Origin of the sequence: Paenibacillus silagei (assembly GCF_017874735.1) — a bacterium.
Classification (GTDB): domain Bacteria; phylum Bacillota; class Bacilli; order Paenibacillales; family Paenibacillaceae; genus Paenibacillus_AQ; species Paenibacillus_AQ silagei.
Map to the genome: position 1 here is coordinate 136,263 of NZ_JAGGLV010000016.1, position 15,727 is coordinate 151,989.

The window sequence follows — 15,727 nt, forward strand, 5'->3', positions numbered from 1 at the left end:
AAGGGAGATTTATTGATTAAAATTAGAAGCCAGTGAGTTTTAGCATTCGGCGGAAAGGATGGTTATGGCATCAACAAAGCTAGTATTTAACGAAGATGAAGTCAAGCGCCTGCAATCGAAGATCGGCCAGGTGAGTCAGGACACAAACCGGCTGTATCTTCAATTGAAGGGCCAGTCCAGCAGCTGGGGCGGCATCCCCATGGGCGACCATCTGGTCAAGGCCCAGGTCCTGATCAATGAATTAACCGTAGAAGCGGAGAAATTAGAGGATATCATCCGCGTCGCCTTGAGAGGCGTCTCGGAGCTGCAGGAAGAGAATAAGCAGCAGGCGGAGAAGCTGACAGGGCAGTTTAATCTTTTGTTCGCGGCCTTCGGAAGCTTGGGGCTGCAAGCAACCGCCGGACGAGTCTCCATTCCTGAATTTGTGCAGCGAAGTGCGACCAATCTCATTACTTCGATTGCCGCTCTATCGGGAAAAGATGAGCTCAGCAGGGACCCGGTGGTGCAGCAGCTCAGGAATGTCATTCAAACCTCCGGTCTGCTGACCGTAGAGAGTATCGCTGCGCAAAGTAAGCTGAACGATATTTTCGCGGCACGGAATGAGATCGCCAAGGCCCAGATGGCCTTTAAAGTGTATCAGGCGTTCGGAAACCAGGCGCAGATGACGGCTGTTCATGCACAGGCGGAAGAAGCCCGGCAGAAGCTGGCTTCTCTAGGCGTAGCCAAGATCTACTATGAAACCGGTAAGGATCTAAGCCCGCATTACAAGCAACCAGCGGTTACTGCCTGTGAGTATGATCCATCGATCACGGCGGAGAAGGTTCCGTTACTACATAACGAAGAATATTTACTGCTCCTGCGGCTGGCGATGGAGAAAACCGCCGCGGGAGCGTATGCTCGTAGTCAGCTTGCGGCGAAGCGGCAGGAGATTCAGCTTGCAGCCGTTCTTAAGCAGGTGCAAGAGCAGATCGAAGCAGAGCGGCGGTTGAACGCACCTCCGCTCACGCTGCCAGATGGCACGCCAATTACCGCAGACAACAAGGAAAACGAGACCACATTGGAATTTTATCAGGCGAAAGTCTATGTGCCGAATGAATATCTCACTCCGATGTACACCAGTTATCTGGGATGGCTGGATAACACGTACGGCCTCACGAAATGGGAGAGCAAGGTCCGTCAGTCGGGAGATGTAGTGCTGGCTTTTACCGAAGGATTGATGAAAGAGGTCGTCATGGGCGTGGCGGATACGGCAACCTTTGCCTTCAAGCTGGTTGTGGACCCGGTCAAAACCACCACAGAAATGAAGCAGCAAGCACAATATCTGATTGACCATCCCGAAGTGCTGGTGGAAGCGGCGAAGATGGCATATCATCAGTTTGACGAGGGCACACCCGAAGAGAAGGCGAAAATGCTCGGTTCAGTCGCATCCATCCTTGTCCCCGGACTACAGGTCACCAAAGCAGGCAAAGTGGGCAAAGTGCTAGGCGAGGTAGAAGACGTCGTCAGCCAAGCGGCGAAGGATGCCCTGCAAGGGATTAAGCAGAAGCTGCCGAACCTGGGTCCGGTGATGCAGACGCCGGAAGGGTTTGTTTTCAAGATAGGAGAGATCCCCGATACTCCAGCAATGCCGAAAACGCCGGTGCAGCAGCGGTATATGGATGGGTTGGAAGGGAAGGGTGAAGTTCCCAATAAGACTTTTGTCGATAATTCATTTGATGAGGCAGGAAAACTAAAACCGAATGTGAAGTATAAAGCTGGTGAGCACCAATACGATTATGAAACAGATCATCTGGGTAGAATTGAAAACTTTAGTACGGATGATTTAAAATTAACGGCAAGAGATGAACGTTTACCACATGACGCAAATACGCCAGGAAAGGAGTCAGGTGACCACGCAGGTCATTTGGCAGGAGATAGATTTGGCGGCTCGCCAGAGATTGACAACCTTGTATCTCAGTCAAGTAAGGTGAATCTAAGTACGTATAAGAAAATAGAAAATGAATGGGCAAGGGCTTTAAATGCCAAACCGCCGAAACATGTTACTGTTGACGTAAAAATAAAATATGATGAGGATTCGCTTCGACCGTCTAGCTTTAATGTAACCTACACAATAGATGGTGAGCTAAAAGTTTTCGATTTAATAAATTAAAAGGAGATTGGATGATGACAAAGGTATTTGAAGATTATTTTTCAGAACTACAAGCAGATATGGTGTCAATTTGTCTTGAGTATGTGAGTAATAAGGCAGATATGATATATATATATGGTTCTAATGAATTTGGACAATTTAGTACAGATGTATTTTACCAAATTAATAATTTTATTGTTAAAAAACATAAGGTTAATGATGCAGTTTCAGACACTGATAGTAATTCAAGACCTGTTTATAATATTTCGAAAGAAAGACAAGTTGCTTTACTTAACATCTTAAATAAAAATCTCCGTGAAATTAGTGATTTATGCAAAAAAAATAATAGGGAAATGCCTACAGAGATGAAATTGACTTATGATGTATTTAAGAACAAATTAGATGCTCGTTACAGTTACGAGATAAAATATACAAATGATCCTGAAAAATTATCTAGTCATATATTTGATGATTGGTTCGAAGAAGTGGGCGGAAAGTTATAGTTTACAACCTGGGCGACAGAATCGTACAAGACAACCTAAAATGCCACAATGCGAGCTAATCGCCCGTGTTGTGGTCTTTTTTATCCTCTATGTGTTATGACGGGTAAAGGAGCTACACAACTTCTAAGTGGTTTTACAGCACCTTAACTTGTAATCTAATTCAAAGGAGATTTTTAATGTTTACAGAATTTGATGACTATCTTTCAGGATATTTTACGGATGATTATTGGTATGATGAAGGTTTTTTAATTGCACAGGAGATGCTGCTAAAATTCTCCCCACAAGATTGGGGGGAATTATCAAATGGAGTGTTAAATAAGCCGATAGAGTGGCAAAGAAAATTAGCTTATTGTTTGCATAATGAATCTAGCATGGATGAATTGAATATGTTGTTGAAACTGCTAGATACTGATGATGAAGAGCTACTCGAAATCTGTGTTGATTCATTAAGAAGTTTTACTAGTTCTGAAAGTAAAAAACTGATATTGAAAAACCCTTCACTTCTTCAGAGGATTTATGAGTTAATCCCCAATTCAGGGGAAGCGACAAAAAAAGTATTTCAAGCTTTTCTAGAGAAGATACAGAGCTGACGATATTAATAGCAGCAAGGGGGATGCTTAATTGTAATTCGTACAACTAAATCGTCCGATGTGCCGCCAAATCTCCGTTTAGATGTAGTTCGTGCAATTAAAATGCCCCTATACCTGGGTTTTCGCCCATCCGGGTAAATTTAGTTGTACAGACTACAATTAGAAGAGGAAATCTACCCGTTTCACTGTTTTTAGTTGTACAGACTACACTTATCCCTGTTTTCCGCTACGAACGCAGCCTTATACCTTACCGTTTTTAAGGAATGAAATCACTTGTTTAATTCTGATGCTCTACTAAGGTGGGATACCAAGATGAATCACTTTAAGTGTTATTTCACCGAATATAATGGACAAGAATGACTGGTGTAAGTTCACGTTCTTCAGATCGGGGTTGTAAACATGGCAGGATTGGCATTTACTATAGAGTACATACGGCTACGGCCGATGATATAGATTGCAGGAGGCGCGGGGATCATATGGGGAAGAGACAGGGATCGCTGTTGAAGACGGCGGTTGGACTTATGCTTGTGTTTGCTGCTTTACCGCCTGCGACGTACTGGGGATACGAGCATGCGTATGCTGCAGCGGATTCGGCGGTGGTGCAGACGACACAAGGAATGACGCAGAAGCTGGCTGGAGCGATGAGTAACCGCAGAGAGACGATTACCTTCACTTATCAGGGCAAGACCGCCAAGCTGAAGAGTGAGATCCAGACGGCAATTAATCAGGCGATGGGGAGCGATCCGTACCTGTATTATATTATTGACAGCTATGCCTTCTCCTACCGCGGAAGCACGCGCGCTGTTCATGTGACGGTTCAGGTGGAATACCGGGAGACGCTGCAGCAGACGGCCTATGTGAACAAGCAGGTGAAGGCTATTCTGCAGCAGATCATAACACCGGGCATGAACAATCACCAGAAGGTAAAAGCGATCCACGACTGGGTCGTGCTGAATCTGGAATATGATCACTCGCACCGCAAATACACCGCTTATGAGGGACTTCAGACCGGGAGTGCGGTCTGCCAGGGCTATACGCTGCTAACCTATAAGCTGCTGCTGGGGGCGGGGATTCCGAACAGAATTGTGGAAGGGACGGCCAGAGCGGCAGATGGTGTGACCCAGTCGCATGCCTGGAATCTGGTGCTTATGAACGGGGCATGGTATCATCTCGACACCACCTGGGATGACCCGGACCCGAGTCCGGAGGGCGGAATCAGCACGCTCTATTATATGAGGACGGATGCCCAGATGCGCCTTGACCACACTTGGACGAAGTCCTATCCGGCGGCCTCCACCAGTTATGCCCAGACCTTGACTAAGCTGGTCAATCAAGGGGGCCAGGGGGTGGAGGCATACAAGACGCTGCAGAAGGACCTCAATTACTGGCTGTACGAGGAGAATCAGGTGGTTTCGTCGGCGGAACAGCTTAAGGAGCTGGCGAAGCAGGCGGCAGAGGCCGGACAGCAGTCGCTGCTCTTCCGCTATCGCGGAAGCGACAAACTGCTGAGGCAGGATCTGCAGGTGCTCTACGGGCTGGGACTGAATAACCTGGCCTTCAACAGTTCGCCGTTCGAGAATACAGGAGATCTTAAGGTATATGTGACCTGGAAATAAAAGCGTATCAGCTACCCGGCGAACCAGCCAGGGGGCACTTCAGGCCTTGGTCTCCAGGAATTGGATGGTCTGAAGCTTGTTTGTTGAAGGGTTGAAGCGGACCATCACGAATACGCCGAATTCCCGGCCTGCCTTGCTCCGGACCACCAGCTTGAACTTCTCTTCTGCAAGCTTAGGCTTGATCTGGGTCCGGCCGATGTGTTTGTAATCGATGATCTCGGCGTTGTATTTCTGCTGCGTCTTCTTCACGGCGATGGTTCCCCACCGGGCATAGTCAGGTGCAGCGGAGCTCCGGCTTAACGGGCTGCTCAGGACCAGGGCTAACGTCAACAAGGCTACTGTCCATATTTTTTTCATAAAGGCCTCCTTGAACTGGAATTACAGGTTAGCGTCCCCCGGCCCCCGCGCCTTTATACGACTCCCTGGAGCACAGCTCTGGGGTTTTAGTATTTTCCGTACCCGTTCTCACAGGTAATATTCATTTCGAGAAGCTCGTAAAGAGACTGCTTGGAAGCCTCCAGGTTTTTTTGCGCAGCTTCAATTTCCGTAATTTTGTCGGTGATGATCCGTTTTTGTTCCTCTTTCGATATTCCCTGCTTGGAGATCATCGATTTAATATCGTGGATTGAGAATCCAACAGCTAAGCTATTCTTTATGACTTCAAGATACGGAATAATCTCCGGGGCATAATTCCGGTAATTATTCTCTTCTCTGAGGATGTACTCCTCCGTAATCAGGCCTATTTTCTCATAGTAGCGCAGGGTTGATATCGGAAGGTCAGCCCTTTTGGCAACTTCACTGGTTTTCATGGCAATCCCCCCATTTATTGTTCTTGCTATGAAGTATACTTTATAGTTTACAATTCTTCTAGTGATGATACGTTCACGTTCATCCGTACCATTCCTATATAAAAGGAGAGAAATGTACATGAGCACAATGATGGGGAAATACCATAAAACCAATGATTTCAATGAAATTGTCCTGGAACGCCGTTCCGTGAAAGTCTATGATCCTGAGGTGAAAATCAGCAGAGAGGAACTGACAGAGATTCTGGCGGAAGCTTCCCGCGCCCCCTCTGCCATTAACATGCAGCCGTGGCGTTTCCTGGTCATTGACAGCGCTGAAGGCAAAGCGAAGCTTGCACCGCTGGCCTCTTTCAACCAGACCCAGGCGCTCACCTCCTCGGCTGTGATTGCGGTATTTTATGATACGAACAACGTTGAATATATTGACGAAATTTTCGGCAAGGCTGTAGAACTCGGGTACATGCCCCGCGAGGTGATGGACATGCAGCTGCAGCAGGTCAAGCCTTATTATGCGAACATTTCCGCGTCCGAATTGCGGGATGTCAATCTGATTGACTCGGGGCTTGTAGCGATGCAGTTAATGCTGGTGGCCCGCGCCCACGGATACGATACCAACCCGATGGCCGGCTATGACAAGGAGCATATTGCAGAAGTGTTCGGCCTGGACAAAGAACGGTTCCAGCCGGTCATGCTGATCTCGATAGGCAAAGCCGCCAAAGAGGGGTATCCATCCTACCGTCTGCCGGTTGAGACCATCACAACCTGGGCATAAACAGCAGTTGCCGGAATTCCCACGAAGAGAAGCAAATTTAAGCTAGTAAAGCGTCAGAGTTACAACCCAAAATCTAACGGACCGGAGAGATCTTATCCCCGCGAAAACGCCACTTTTTGCAGTGTAACGGACTCAGGCGACCTTAGAGTCTCTCTATGAGCCGTTTCGGAGCTGAAGTGCAAAGGATAAGGCCTGTGGAGTCCGTTACTCGCCCAATAGGCGACTTTCTTCCCAAAATAAGCGCACCTCATTCCTTTACGCTAAGCCAAACGCCCTGAAGAACAAGGCCCGCTTGGAAAAAAGATGTTATTTGAAGGGGACTTGCGTCTGATCCACTATTTTAAATCTGATAAGGTACTAGCAATATATAAAAGACCGGTTTTGGCCCACTTTTGCGGGATCAAAACCGGTCTTTTGCTGAAAGATAAGAATTTATATGCTGCTCCAATGAATCAGTCTGCGTGGGTGCTCAGATCACACTTCTCCAGCGGGATAAGGCTGCTCTTGCGGAACCAGCCATAGCCCAGCCAGATCAGCAGGAACAGCGGCACGCTGACATAGGAGACTAGTATGCCGTACCAGTCGATCTTCGCACCGGTGAAGGCGCCCATGTTCTGGCCGAATACGGCGACCATACACAGAGCGAAGGCAAACAGCGGACCGAACGGGAACCATCTTGCCCGGTAAGGCAGCTCCTCTAGCGAATGGCCCTGCTTCACGAAGGCCCGGCGGAACCGGTAATGGCAGACGGCAATCCCGAGCCAGTTGATGAAGCCGCACATCCCGGAAGCGTTAAGCAGCCAATTGTACACCGCGCCGTCTCCGAAGAAGGAGGCAAGGAAGGCGAGCATGCCGACAGCGGTAGTCACGAGCAATGCGCCTACAGGAACACCTCTGCGGTTCAGCTTGCCGAGCGCGCGTGGTGCCATTCCATCCTTGGCCATGGCGTACAGGACACGGGTGGAGGCGTACATCCCGGAATTCCCGGCAGACAGCACGGAGCTGAGAATCACGGCATTCATGACCGAGGCGGCAATCGCCAGCCCTGCTTTGTTGAAGACGATGGTGAACGGGCTGACGCCGATATCATCAATACCGCTGCGGAGCAGATCGGGATTCGTATAAGGAATCAGCATACCGATGACGGCAATGGCGAAAATATAGAAGATCAGGATGCGCCAGAACACCTGGCGGATCGCGATCGGCACGTTGCGGCGCGGATTCTCGCTCTCTCCGGCGGCTACGCCGACCAGCTCTGTTCCCTGGAAGGAGAACCCGGCGGCCATGAAGACCCCCACGAAGGCGAAGAAGCCGCCATGGAACGAGCTGCCTCCGAGCTGGAAGTTGCTGAAGCCCACCGCCTTGCCGCCCAGAATCCCGAAGATCATCAGGACGCCGACCGTCAGGAAGACGACCACCGTAATAATCTTGATAATGGCGAACCAGTATTCCGACTCGCCATACCCCCTCGCAGACAGGAAGTTCAGGCCGAACATGAGCGCCAGGAAGAGCAGGCTCCACAGGAACGAAGGACTGTCCGGGAACCAGTACTTAATGATAACGGTGGCCGCTGACAGTTCAGCTGCAATGGTTACTGCCCAGTTGTACCAGAAGTTCCAGCCGATAGCGAAGCCGAAGGCGGGGCTGACGAACCGTGTACCGTAGGTGCTGAAGGAACCGGAATCGGGCAGATAGGTGGCCAGCTCCCCAAGGCTGGTCATCAGAAAATAGACCATAATGCCGACGGCCGTGTAGGCGAGCAGTGCTCCGCCCGGACCGGAGGAGGCGATGGCCCCGCCGCTGGCGAGGAACAGTCCGGTTCCGATCGAACCGCCGAGGGCGATCATGGTCAGATGTCTTGCTTTGAAGGATTTGCGCAGGCCCGGCGTATTGGCGTTGCCCGCCTGTACTGCCGGCCGTTTAGGCTGCTGTGCTTGCATGAATAAGACACTCCCTTTAAATTGATAGTTCTGTTCACAGGGGGAGTGCCGCTGCCTGCATGTGCCGGTGTCTTCTTCCCGGCATGCTGCACGCAAAAAAACCGCAGACGGACGCTGCGGTTTCCTGATTATAGGCTCCGCATCATACTCCCTGTTAAGATAGCGCAACACAGTGCAGCTCCCGCAGTCTCCTGACAGGCGGCAATACACAGTGACAGTTCCGCGCCTTTCGGCAAACGGCCCCAATCGTAGCTGCGGACTAAGAGCAGCAGTTACGATTTCGGCGGATATTCCTTTGGGCGCGTATCACTGATGGCTCTTAGGCATCTCCACGCGCTTACTCTTCTTATCCGCGACCTCTACCTCATCCTAGGTATGATGAGGCTATCTTTGAACGATATGAACAACAGGAATCAGTATAAGGCATACCGGCTTCTCAGGCAATGACAAAATACGGCAGGTTCACGTCAGCTCCGCCGGCGCTCTGACATCTGCTGCCAGACAGTGCCTGCTGCTTCCGCGCCGGACAGAATTCGCTCCAGCGCCATCTTGGCCTGGAGACCTACCTCGAATTCGGGGTCTTCGGCAGCCACGCTCAGCGCGTCCTGGGCCTCGGCGGTCCCGACTTCGTAGAGGAAGCGTGCCGCCCGCCAGCGCACCAGCTTGCTGGCATCACTGAGCGACGCCGTCATCACCGGTGTCGCCGCCGGGTCGCCGATGTCGGAGAGCGTGTCCCCGGCTGTGCGCCGCACGGCCGGGGCGCTGTCCTTCATCGCCTCATAGAGCAGCTCCATTGCACCCGGCGTGCGGATGTCGCCCAGGTACACGACCGCAAGTCTGCGAATCTGCAGCTTGGGGTCGTGCAGCGCCGCCCGCAGCTCCGGCAGGAGCTGCTCGCCCGGCGCCAGATCCTCCAGCGCGGCGTAGCGCACGCGCCAATCCGCATCGTGCAGGTCCCGCAGCAGCTCGGCCTGCTCCTTCTTGTGCCGCTGCTCGACGAACTCGCCGGCAGCCCCGTGCGCGATGGCTTGCTGCACGAGGGAGTCGAGGCGTTCCTGCGGATACGCCGCCTCCAGCTCCTGCTCGACCTCGCGGGCAATCTCCGGCGGCTCGCCGTAGCGTACGCCGTAATCACTGAGCTTGCGCTCCTTGATCATCACGGCGCTGGCCACATCGGTCACCGCCTGGGTGAAGCGGCTGGAGAGGGCGATGCGCTCCTCCTTCGCGCCGGTCTTGACGCGGATCTGGATCGGGATGCCACGGAACATCTGCACGAACACCTGGGACTCCCCGTAGTGGGTGCCGTCATTCTCATCGCCGAGACTGTATTCCGCGCTGAGGCCGTCCGCTCCGAAGCGGTTCTGGACCTCGCGCAGAATTGCAGCCCAGTCCGCACTGCCTTTGCGCTCCAGCGCGGCGAAGTCAGCGGCATGATAAATACTCGTAACGCCTGGAATCTCCAGCATCTCCTGCGCCCAGGAAGGGGCGGAGCGCCGGGTCTCCGGGGTATAGGTCCGGCGGACACCGGGTGCAAGGCTTTCATCGAGATGAAGCTTCATGGTATTTGGACTCGGTGTCGGTTCAATAAATGTAATCTTCATATGTCAGCTCCTCTTCTAAGTAGCATAAGCACCGTTTGCTTTACCCGCATTTTACCTCATTTAAGCAAGTGAATACAAAGGGGCGGACGCGAAGCCGCTAAAATTTAAAATATTGTTGAATTAGCAACTCAAACGGGAATGTTGCAATTCGTGCAGGATTTCATCCTTCCTTATGCCGCCTGATACCGCCTCCTGCTGCCCCATACCGCCCGTTAAATCCGCCTGATCCCTGACAACTGATGCCCGGACGTTTCCCCTTTAGCCATTTGGGTACAATTTGTAATGAGCGTCCCGCAGGGCCCTGTAATTTTGCAAATGATTCTGCGGAACCCTATAGTTAAGACATGTGGTTTGCCGCCGGCAACAGAAATGGCAAATCTGCTATAAGGAGTGGTTCTTGCTATGGCCAGAATACGATATAACAACATCGACAATGTAAGCACCGATAAAACACTTAAGGAATTCCGCCAATGGCGCGAGGAACGCCGCAGGAAGAAGAAGGATTACACCTATAAAGTGCCGAATCATCCGCCGCGGCTCGACTATCTGGCCGGGAACCGGCTGGAGACAACGATTACTTGGATCGGGCACTCTACCTTTTTTCTGCAATACGAAGGGCTTAATATCATCACCGACCCGATCTGGGCGCGGCGTCTGGGCTTCGAGAAACGGATCGGGCAGCCGGGCATTCCGCTTGCGGATATCCCGCCCATCGATCTGATTCTGATCTCTCATTCCCACTATGATCACCTGCATATTGCGTCCATCCGCAAGCTGTACCGGGCAGGAACAACCCTTGTGGTGCCTGCCGGACTTAAGCGCAAAATGCTCCGCAAAGGCTTCCCGAACTGCCAGGAAATGCAGTGGTGGGAGGAGATTACACTGGGCGCCGTCAAGCTGACATTTGTCCCGACCCAGCACTGGACGCGGAGAACGCCGTTCGATACGAATTCCTCGCACTGGGGCGGTTATGTGCTTCAGCCGGCAGACCCGCAGAAGCATCCGGAGGGGGAAGAGGGTAAGGCGCAGCATAAGCTGCTTCCGCCGAACCTCTATTTTGCCGGAGACAGCGGCTTCTTCCCGGGCTTCAAGGAGATCGGCAGACGCTTCAAGCTGCATGTTGCGCTGATGCCGATTGGCGCTTATGAGCCTGAATGGTTCATGAACTCCCAGCATGTGAATCCCGAGGAGGCCGTGCAGGCCTTCCTTGATGTAGGCGCCGAGCTGATGATTCCGATGCACTTCGGCACCTTCAGGCTGGCCGATGATACCGCCCGCGAAGCGCTGGACCGGATGGAGCAGGCGAGGGTGGCCCAGGGGCTTGGCGAGGAGCGTATCCGTACCCTCGGATACGGGGAGACGCTGGTCGTCCAGCCCGAGGAACGCCCGGCGGGGCAATAGCCCGTAGAAGGCTTGTATTAAACACTTCTACTTAAATAAGAGCCGTAATAAGGGCCATTTTGCTTGATTTTATGCTATAATGAGCCGGAACCTATGTGAAAAGGATGGTAATGCTTAATGATTAGCACAAGCGGTATAACACTCCGCTACGGAAAACGCGCACTATTTGAGGATGTAAACATAAAATTCACACCCGGCAACTGCTACGGTCTGATTGGCGCGAACGGCGCCGGCAAATCGACCTTCCTAAAGATTCTGTCCGGAGAGATCGAAGCGAACATCGGCGATGTGCACATCACACCCGGTGAACGTCTGGCCGTACTGAAACAGAACCATTTCGAGTATGACGAGTTCCAGGTGCTGGAGACCGTAATCATGGGTCATACCCGCCTGTATGAAATTATGAAGGAAAAGGACGCCCTGTACGCAAAGAGCGACTTCACCGAAGCAGACGGACTTCGTGCCGGTGAGCTGGAAGGCGAATTCGCGGAGCTGAACGGCTGGGACGCCGAGCCTGACGCAGCCGCCATGCTGATCGGTCTTGGTATCATGCGTGAGATGCACGACAAGAAAATGGCCGAACTCAGCGGCAACGAGAAGGTGCGGGTCCTGCTGGCCCAGGCCCTGTTCGGACGTCCGAACAACCTGCTGCTCGATGAGCCTACCAACCATTTGGATCTTGAATCGATTGGCTGGCTGGAGAATTTCCTTATGGACTACGAAGGCACCGTTATCGTGGTATCCCATGACCGTCACTTCCTGAACAAGGTCTGTACGCATATTGCGGATATCGATTTCGGCAAAATCCAGATGTATGTCGGCAACTACGACTTCTGGTATGAGTCCAGCCAATTGGCCCAGGCGCTGCAGCGCGATGCCAACAAGAAGAAGGAAGACAAGATGAAGGAGCTGCAAGCCTTCATTCAGCGCTTCTCGGCGAACGCCTCGAAATCGAAGCAGGCGACTTCCCGTAAGAAGCAGCTCGAGAAGATTACCCTGGATGACATCCGTCCGTCCAACCGTAAATATCCGTTCCTGAACTTCAAGCCGGAGCGTGAAGCCGGCAAGCAGCTGCTTACGATCAGCGGCCTGACCAAGGCAGTGGACGGTGAGAAGGTGCTGGATGAAATCAGCTTTGTAGTCAACAAAGGGGATAAGATCGCTTTTGTAGGACCGCATTCCCAGCCTAAATCCCTGCTGTTCGATGTCATTATGGGCGAGAAGGAAGCAGATGCGGGTGAGTACACTTGGGGAGTGACAACTACCCAGGCGTATTTCCCTAAGGATAACTCCAGCTACTTCGACGGGGTGAATATGAACCTGGTGGAATGGCTGCGCCAATACTCCAAGGATCAGGACGAGACCTTCCTGCGCGGCTTCCTGGGCCGGATGCTGTTCGCCGGCGAAGAAGCACTGAAGAAGGCAAGCGTATTGTCCGGGGGCGAGAAGGTCCGCTGTATGCTGGCCAAGATGATGCTGAACGGAGCCAACGTGCTGGTATTCGATGAGCCTACCAATCACTTGGACCTGGAGTCGATCACCGCGCTCAATAACGGACTGATCGACTTTGACGGCACGATCCTGTTCACCTCCCATGACCATCAGTTCATCCAGACGATTGCCAACCGCATTATCGAGATTACTCCGGCTGGAATTATTGACCGTACGATGAGCTATGACGAGTATCTGGAGAACCCGGAGATCAAGGAAATGCGTGCCCGGATGTACCCTGTAGAAGCTTAAGAACTAGATATAGGCAGAATGAACAGTTATGAGTTCATATACAAACGGCTGCGTCGTCCCCGGAGGGATTACGCAGCCGTTTATGTTCATCATATACAACAACCTAGAAGTCTAGGAACCGCCAGTCCGGCGGCGCTGATTGTTAGGCTTCTTGTTATTCTGGCTTTTCAGCGGTTTCGCGGAGCCGGCCTGGAAGGTTGAACCCGGTTTTCCTGAAGCATGCTGTTTCTTCTGCTCCAGCTTCTGGCGGATCGCATCAGCCAAATTAATTTTTGGTTTCTCATTGTTCTCGCTCATTATGTTACCCCCTTAGGCAGCAAGTCCTTATTCCTTATTCTAATTGTTTTTAAATGCTGCTACAAGGGCAAGAATAACTCAAAGAAAGTTTTCCTGTAATTATGCGGCAAAGGATGGGAGGGGCGGCAGAAATGACCGATATTTATGAGGATATACGCAAGGGTGAAAAGGGTGCGATGGTCAGCATTGCTGCTTATCTGGTTCTGTCTGCCTTCAAGCTGATCTGCGGCTACTTGTTCGCTTCCAGTGCGCTCCTGGCGGACGGATTCAACAATTTAACCGATATTGTGGCCTCGCTGGCGGTGCTGATCGGGCTGCGCATCTCGCGGAAGCCGCCGGATTCCGATCACACCTACGGGCATTTCCGGGCCGAGACGATTGCAGCGCTGATGGCTTCTTTTATTATGGCGCTGGTGGGTATTCAGGTTATTGTGGAGGCGGTGCGCTCGCTGTTCGAGGGGGAGAAGGCCACGCCGCAGCTCTGGTCTGCCGGTGTTGCGCTGGTGTGTGCGGTAGCGATGATGGGGGTATATATATATAACAAGCGTCTGGCCGAGCGAATTAATAACCATGCTCTGATGGCTGCTGCCAAGGATAATTTCTCGGATGCTATCGTAAGCGTAGGTGCAGCTGTAGGGATTGTAGGGGCACAGTTCGGACTGCCGTGGATCGATTCCGCGGCTGCCATCGGAGTCGGCTTGCTGATTATCAAGACCGCCTGGGATATTTTCCGCGATTCCACGTACCGGCTGACGGACGGATTTGACGAAGACAAGCTGCTGGACCTGCGCAGCACCATTGCCCGGACACCGGGCGTAGAGGGCATCAAGGATCTGAAGGCCCGTGTACACGGCAATCATGTGCTGGTGGATGTAGTCGTAGAGGTGAATGCCCGCATGACAGTCATGGAAGGGCATGAGATCAGCGACTCGATTGAAGAACGGATGACCAAGCTGCACAACATCATGCATGTGCAAGTTCACGTGGAGCCCAAGGACTAACATTCCATGATTTCTCCTAGTTAGCTGTAATTTCCACCAAATCCAAGGAGAAATCGAGACTATAGACCTGTATGTTACCATAAGATGGAAAGGTTTTTTGTGAAATTTGGAGCATGTTCCAAATCCCGGGCCAGCCTATAATGAGGGCAGAAAGCAACAAACGTAGCGCGCGCCGTTGTTGATTTTCTTAATACGCTAAGCGGGGGAACGCTATGATCGTATCACGCAAGAAAATTACAGCATCGTTATGGGTTTCCGCATCACTGGCATTATCCTTGGGAGTGTTCAGTCCCGGGCAGGCTTTCGCTGCAACCGATTCTTCGATTACAACCTTGGCAGCTTCCGCTGGACAGACAGGCATTATTGAAGCTTCGGTACGGCTGCGTACAGATCCGTCTACCAGCAGCACGGTACTGAAATATCTGAATAAAGGCGACCAGGTAGTTATTCTGGAAGCTGCGAACAGCTACTGGTACAAAGTAAGAACTGCAGAGGGAATTGTGGGGTATATGAGCTCAGGGGATTCCTATATCCGGGTAGCTACAGCTTCCGCACCTGCGTCCCGGACAGCGGTGATTCAGGCCACGGTCCGTGTAAGGGATACCCCTGCAACCAGCGGTCAAGTGGTTGGATATCTCTATAAGAATGACCAGGTAACCATTCTTGAAGAGACTAACAGCTATTGGTACAAAATAAGAACGGCAAACGGGACGGTGGGTTATACAAGCTCATCCGATCAATATATTACAGCGGGTGCTTCATCGCCGCCTGCTCCAGCCACTCCAGCTCCAACACCTGCACCTGTTCAGACACCGGTGCCGGCACCTGTTCCAACACCAGCTCCGGCACCTGTACCTACAGCCGGGCAGACTGCTGTGATTGAACGAGTGATATCAGCGGGCATGGGCTATCTGGGAACACCATATGAATACGGCTCTGACCGCAATAATACAAGTACCTTCGATTGCTCTGATTTCATCCGCCAGATCTTCATGGATGCAGCGAACTTGAAGCTGCCTGCCGATTCCCGGCAGCAAGGGGACTGGGTGAAGCAGAACAGTGGTGCAGTTACGGATGTATCCGGCTTGAAGCGGGGAGATTTGATGTTCTTCATGGATTATAAAGGAACTTCTCCCTCTGCTTATGCCGGAATCAACAAATCTACGGCAAGAATTACGCATGTCGCCATGTATTTGGGTGACGGGAAGCTGCTGCATACCTATTCAGTAAGCTCCGGCGGTGTAAGAGTGGATAATCTTAGCGCTTCTTGGATGAACCGTTTCCTGTACGGAGGCTCGGTCATCCGCTAATATATACAGCTAGGACAGC

At 51.8% G+C, this 15,727-nt stretch carries 14 protein-coding genes and 1 riboswitch; of the genes, 9 read left to right on the forward strand and 5 right to left on the reverse strand.

The window, feature by feature from the left end; genetic code table 11:
* Positions 1 to 64 precede the first annotated feature (64 nt).
* The 4 genes from J2Z70_RS33395 (at position 65) to J2Z70_RS22060 (ending at position 4,837) form a co-directional block, all read left to right on the forward strand.
* Positions 65 to 2,149 (forward strand): DNA/RNA non-specific endonuclease, encoded by a 2,085-nt coding sequence (locus J2Z70_RS33395; RefSeq protein WP_245368433.1) that lies wholly within the window; start codon positions 65 to 67, stop codon positions 2,147 to 2,149.
* A 14-nt stretch (positions 2,150 to 2,163) separates the two neighbouring features.
* Entirely contained in the window at positions 2,164 to 2,631 is a 468-nt protein-coding gene (locus J2Z70_RS22050) for a hypothetical protein (protein WP_036730331.1), read from the forward strand.
* Positions 2,632 to 2,807: 176 nt separating this feature from the next.
* A complete protein-coding gene (locus J2Z70_RS22055; RefSeq protein ID WP_209876795.1) occupies positions 2,808 to 3,221 on the forward strand; it encodes a hypothetical protein in 414 nt (137 codons plus the stop codon).
* Positions 3,222 to 3,697: 476 nt separating this feature from the next.
* Entirely contained in the window at positions 3,698 to 4,837 is a 1,140-nt protein-coding gene (locus J2Z70_RS22060; RefSeq protein ID WP_209876797.1) for a transglutaminase domain-containing protein, read from the forward strand.
* A 39-nt stretch (positions 4,838 to 4,876) separates the two neighbouring features.
* Here the strand turns inward: J2Z70_RS22060 and J2Z70_RS22065 are convergent, their stop codons facing one another.
* Both J2Z70_RS22065 and J2Z70_RS22070 read right to left on the reverse strand, forming a co-directional pair.
* A complete protein-coding gene (locus J2Z70_RS22065; RefSeq protein ID WP_209876799.1) occupies positions 4,877 to 5,194 on the reverse strand; it encodes a DUF3889 domain-containing protein in 318 nt (105 codons plus the stop codon).
* Between the two features lie 86 nt (positions 5,195 to 5,280).
* Positions 5,281 to 5,646, reverse strand: a complete 366-nt coding sequence (locus J2Z70_RS22070; RefSeq protein WP_036730325.1) for a MerR family transcriptional regulator — start codon at positions 5,644 to 5,646, stop codon at positions 5,281 to 5,283.
* A 118-nt stretch (positions 5,647 to 5,764) separates the two neighbouring features.
* On the opposite strand from J2Z70_RS22070, the gene J2Z70_RS22075 reads away from it, so the two are divergent.
* On the forward strand, positions 5,765 to 6,415 hold the full coding sequence (locus J2Z70_RS22075) for a nitroreductase family protein (RefSeq protein ID WP_155991646.1): 651 nt from the start codon (positions 5,765 to 5,767) through the stop codon (positions 6,413 to 6,415).
* 452 nt (positions 6,416 to 6,867) lie between these two features.
* On the opposite strand, the gene J2Z70_RS22080 is transcribed toward J2Z70_RS22075, so the two are convergent.
* Positions 6,868 to 8,355, reverse strand: coding sequence for an amino acid permease (locus J2Z70_RS22080; protein WP_209876801.1), 1,488 nt, complete (start codon positions 8,353 to 8,355; stop codon positions 6,868 to 6,870).
* A 152-nt stretch (positions 8,356 to 8,507) separates the two neighbouring features.
* A riboswitch (Lysine riboswitch) is annotated at positions 8,508 to 8,725 on the reverse strand.
* A gap of 97 nt (positions 8,726 to 8,822) precedes the next feature.
* Complete coding sequence (locus J2Z70_RS22085) at positions 8,823 to 9,956, reverse strand: conserved virulence factor C family protein (RefSeq protein ID WP_209876802.1); 1,134 nt, start codon at positions 9,954 to 9,956, stop codon at positions 8,823 to 8,825.
* Positions 9,957 to 10,358: 402 nt separating this feature from the next.
* On the opposite strand from J2Z70_RS22085, the gene J2Z70_RS22090 reads away from it, so the two are divergent.
* Both J2Z70_RS22090 and J2Z70_RS22095 read left to right on the forward strand, forming a co-directional pair.
* Positions 10,359 to 11,357, forward strand: coding sequence for an MBL fold metallo-hydrolase (locus tag J2Z70_RS22090; RefSeq protein ID WP_209876804.1), 999 nt, complete (start codon positions 10,359 to 10,361; stop codon positions 11,355 to 11,357).
* A gap of 117 nt (positions 11,358 to 11,474) precedes the next feature.
* Positions 11,475 to 13,100 (forward strand): ABC-F family ATP-binding cassette domain-containing protein, encoded by a 1,626-nt coding sequence (locus tag J2Z70_RS22095; protein WP_209876806.1) that lies wholly within the window; start codon positions 11,475 to 11,477, stop codon positions 13,098 to 13,100.
* Between the two features lie 111 nt (positions 13,101 to 13,211).
* On the opposite strand, the gene J2Z70_RS22100 is transcribed toward J2Z70_RS22095, so the two are convergent.
* Positions 13,212 to 13,397 carry a hypothetical protein gene (locus tag J2Z70_RS22100; RefSeq protein ID WP_036694961.1) on the reverse strand — a complete coding sequence of 62 codons (186 nt, stop codon included), beginning with the start codon at positions 13,395 to 13,397 and terminating at the stop codon, positions 13,212 to 13,214.
* 131 nt (positions 13,398 to 13,528) lie between these two features.
* Between J2Z70_RS22100 and J2Z70_RS22105 the strand changes: the two genes are divergently transcribed.
* Positions 13,529 to 14,398, forward strand: a complete 870-nt coding sequence (locus J2Z70_RS22105; protein ID WP_076080437.1) for a cation diffusion facilitator family transporter — start codon at positions 13,529 to 13,531, stop codon at positions 14,396 to 14,398.
* Between the two features lie 212 nt (positions 14,399 to 14,610).
* Positions 14,611 to 15,708: a C40 family peptidase gene (locus tag J2Z70_RS22110; protein WP_209876808.1), complete on the forward strand. Its 1,098-nt coding sequence runs from the start codon at positions 14,611 to 14,613 to the stop codon at positions 15,706 to 15,708.
* The last annotated feature ends 19 nt before the right edge of the window (positions 15,709 to 15,727 follow it).

Coding starts and splice junctions, on each gene's coding strand:
- J2Z70_RS22080 (WP_209876801.1), bottom strand. CDS start 8,355: ATGCAAGCACAGCAGCCTAAACGGCCGGCAGTACAGGCGGGCAACGCC.
- J2Z70_RS22075 (WP_155991646.1), top strand. CDS start 5,765: ATGAGCACAATGATGGGGAAATACCATAAAACCAATGATTTCAATGAA.
- J2Z70_RS22060 (WP_209876797.1), top strand. CDS start 3,698: ATGGGGAAGAGACAGGGATCGCTGTTGAAGACGGCGGTTGGACTTATG.
- J2Z70_RS22095 (WP_209876806.1), top strand. CDS start 11,475: ATGATTAGCACAAGCGGTATAACACTCCGCTACGGAAAACGCGCACTA.
- J2Z70_RS22110 (WP_209876808.1), top strand. CDS start 14,611: ATGATCGTATCACGCAAGAAAATTACAGCATCGTTATGGGTTTCCGCA.
- J2Z70_RS33395 (WP_245368433.1), top strand. CDS start 65: ATGGCATCAACAAAGCTAGTATTTAACGAAGATGAAGTCAAGCGCCTG.
- J2Z70_RS22065 (WP_209876799.1), bottom strand. CDS start 5,194: ATGAAAAAAATATGGACAGTAGCCTTGTTGACGTTAGCCCTGGTCCTG.
- J2Z70_RS22105 (WP_076080437.1), top strand. CDS start 13,529: ATGACCGATATTTATGAGGATATACGCAAGGGTGAAAAGGGTGCGATG.
- J2Z70_RS22055 (WP_209876795.1), top strand. CDS start 2,808: ATGTTTACAGAATTTGATGACTATCTTTCAGGATATTTTACGGATGAT.
- J2Z70_RS22085 (WP_209876802.1), bottom strand. CDS start 9,956: ATGAAGATTACATTTATTGAACCGACACCGAGTCCAAATACCATGAAG.
- J2Z70_RS22050 (WP_036730331.1), top strand. CDS start 2,164: ATGACAAAGGTATTTGAAGATTATTTTTCAGAACTACAAGCAGATATG.
- J2Z70_RS22100 (WP_036694961.1), bottom strand. CDS start 13,397: ATGAGCGAGAACAATGAGAAACCAAAAATTAATTTGGCTGATGCGATC.
- J2Z70_RS22070 (WP_036730325.1), bottom strand. CDS start 5,646: ATGAAAACCAGTGAAGTTGCCAAAAGGGCTGACCTTCCGATATCAACC.
- J2Z70_RS22090 (WP_209876804.1), top strand. CDS start 10,359: ATGGCCAGAATACGATATAACAACATCGACAATGTAAGCACCGATAAA.